Annotated in this window: 1 protein-coding gene; it reads right to left on the bottom strand. The window is 38.1% G+C overall.

The window, feature by feature from the left end; translation table 11 throughout:
• Window positions 1–108: 108 nt before the first annotated feature.
• On the bottom strand, window positions 109–1,905 hold the full coding sequence (gene ltrA, locus DOT_RS22125) for a group II intron reverse transcriptase/maturase (RefSeq protein WP_242833895.1): 1,797 nt from the start codon (window positions 1,903–1,905) through the stop codon (window positions 109–111).
• Between the last annotated feature and the right edge of the window lie 709 nt (window positions 1,906–2,614).

The raw sequence follows: 2,614 nt of genomic DNA, 5'->3' as shown, positions 1-2,614 counted from the left end.
AATAGCAATAGGTAAAGCTTTGATGTGATCTCCACTTTTTCCCCTGCGCCACACCGTGCATGACACTTTCGTAGTCACACGGCGTTCCATCAATCTAAAAATACTTCCTTATATCACAATATTTCCTACTTTTAACCTGAATCGATTCACTTTTACTATCTGTTCTTTTGATAGCTCAAGCTTCGCCAACATCTGATGAATTGTATCGGCTTTGGTTGCATGTATCAATCGGTGAATAACAGGATGAACTATAACTAGATTATTGTATTTGTCACTTCCACCATCATGTAGTTGTTTAATATGATGGCAATGGAATTCATCTACTTCTAATCTTTCTTCTAGTATCCGACATCTCCCACATTGGGCAGAAAATAAGGATATTCGATTGTCGTTATATTCAATACTTCGACTATCTATTGGGTTTTTAACCAGATAGATAAATTCTAGTTCTGATATTTTTTCGATTTGTTTATGAATGAGTCTTCTTCCATCGGATGTGTATTTATTTATCTTTTTGGAAAAACACATTGCATTTTTAGTTTTGCATGCTGACATCGGATATGTAACTTGTCCATTTATATAGGTTTTCTTTTTGTTACATCCCTTGTATCTTTCCAAATATACCTTGCTTGGAGAGCCTTTATTGGTGGCGATTGATTTCCAACGCACAAAGGAGATTTTATCAAGGTAATATCCGATTTTTGAGAAGTCTAGGTTACAATGTGTAGCTATACGATAATAATTTTGAATTCCGAGTACATAGGAATTGTAGAGTCCTACATTCTTGAGGGTAGGATTCTTCTGGATTTTCTTGATTAGCTCTTTACCTTTTGCCATTATTTTTGTGATGGCATCCGATTTTATCTTTGAGTTAGCTATTCGCTTTTTACCCTTAACAACAGCTTTGATTGAGAACCCCAGGAACTCAGATGTTTTCTTTCGCAAGTTTGTAATCTTGGATTTATCTGGGCTTATTTCAAGATTCAATCGCTCCTTAAGCCAAAGTTTGATTGCGATAAAAATTCTTTCTGCTTCATCTCTTGTTCTGCACATGATTTTGAAGTCATCTGCGTACCTGATAATGTGGCATTCCTTGAGTTTTGAACTTTTGCGGATTACCGCAGTTTTGCTGCTGTTGTGTTTATAAAAATTTGAAGTTTCAAAGCTTTCCCATTGATCGCTGATCCACCAGTCTAATTCATTAAGGACTACGTTGGATAATAATGGCGATAACAGCCCACCCTGCGGTACTCCTTGGTTGGAGATTCCTACCCCCGCAATTTCCGCCTTTAACATAGCTGATATGATACATATTAGTTTTTTATCTTGTATGCCTATAGTCCACATCTGTTTAAGAAGTTTCCCATGTTCTACATTATCAAAGAAACCCAAAATGTCAATATCTACTACAAAATGAAGAGTTTGTAGGTTTATCATCCTGTGCATCATGGCTTTAGCATGTTCCGTACTCCTATTGGGTCTGAAGCCGAAACTATGATTATGAAATTTTGCTTCACATATGGGTTCAAGGATTTGTAAAATACATTGTTGTATTAGTCGGTCAGATATTGTAGCTATTCCAAGGGGTCTTATTTTTCCGTTGGGTTTGAAAATTTCTACTCGTCTGACGGATTCTGGTACGTATTTTTTCAATCTTCCTTGTACCATTGCTACAACTTGTTCATTGGTCATTGCCGCAATGTCTTGGATAGTCTTGCCGTCGGTACCCTTAGTTGTGCTTCCTGTATTAGCTTTAATGTTTCGATAAGCCAGAAGAATATTGCTTTCTTGGATGATTTTTTCGTATAGTTTCTTGAACTTTGCACCTCTGAGACTACTTTCATACAATTCATCAAAAACATTTTGTTGCCCATAATATTCATTATGTCGCAGCTTGGTATTCACAGTCGTGGTAGCTATAGTCGGCAACACCTCCTTTCGAGGTTAGCCTCTTTTAGTCTCACCAGAACCTATAGAGTGATTTTGTGATCGTAAGTTTTCGTTTATATGATTGACTTGGGCCTATCCCTCCACCGCTTATTATCACGGTTTCATTGGTACTGTGACCCTACTTTCACGGAGGGGATAGTTCATTGGTTATAAGACCTCCCTATTCTCCGCTTACCACGTTCCAACATCTCTATCTATCCATATACCTTTAGGTGGTTCCTTTGGGTTTGTAGACTTTTCGATGCCAAATACATCGTAAGGATTTTCATAGCGGAAATTTTTACTTATCCTCATCTACCAAGCTAAAGCTTGCTCTGACATTTCTATCAGGTAAGATATTCCCCCGTACATTCGGAATCTTTGTCAGTAGGTTTTACCTACATTCTCACCATGGGCATTTTCTAGACTTCCGCACTATAGACTACACCATCCATCACTGGATAGGTTTCCTAAGAGTTCCCTCTAAGGGCAGTTCTCACGCGACTTCACCGAGCATTAGACGCTTTAACGCTTATACATTTATACGCCTATCGGAGTATTAAAGAAGCCTTTCAGGGAGTTACTCCTTCATTCGACTTATCGAGATGTCAGTTCTATCGGCATTGCTGCCGATGCCTAAACTTTTCATTTAGGAACGTGTCGCACTTCCACATCTTTCCTGCAT

It is taken from the genome of Desulfosporosinus sp. OT (genome assembly GCF_000224515.1).
Classification (GTDB): Bacteria; Bacillota; Desulfitobacteriia; order Desulfitobacteriales; family Desulfitobacteriaceae; genus Desulfosporosinus.
Note: the sequence above shows the minus strand (reverse complement) of the source record. Positions and strands in the feature narration are given on the sequence as shown.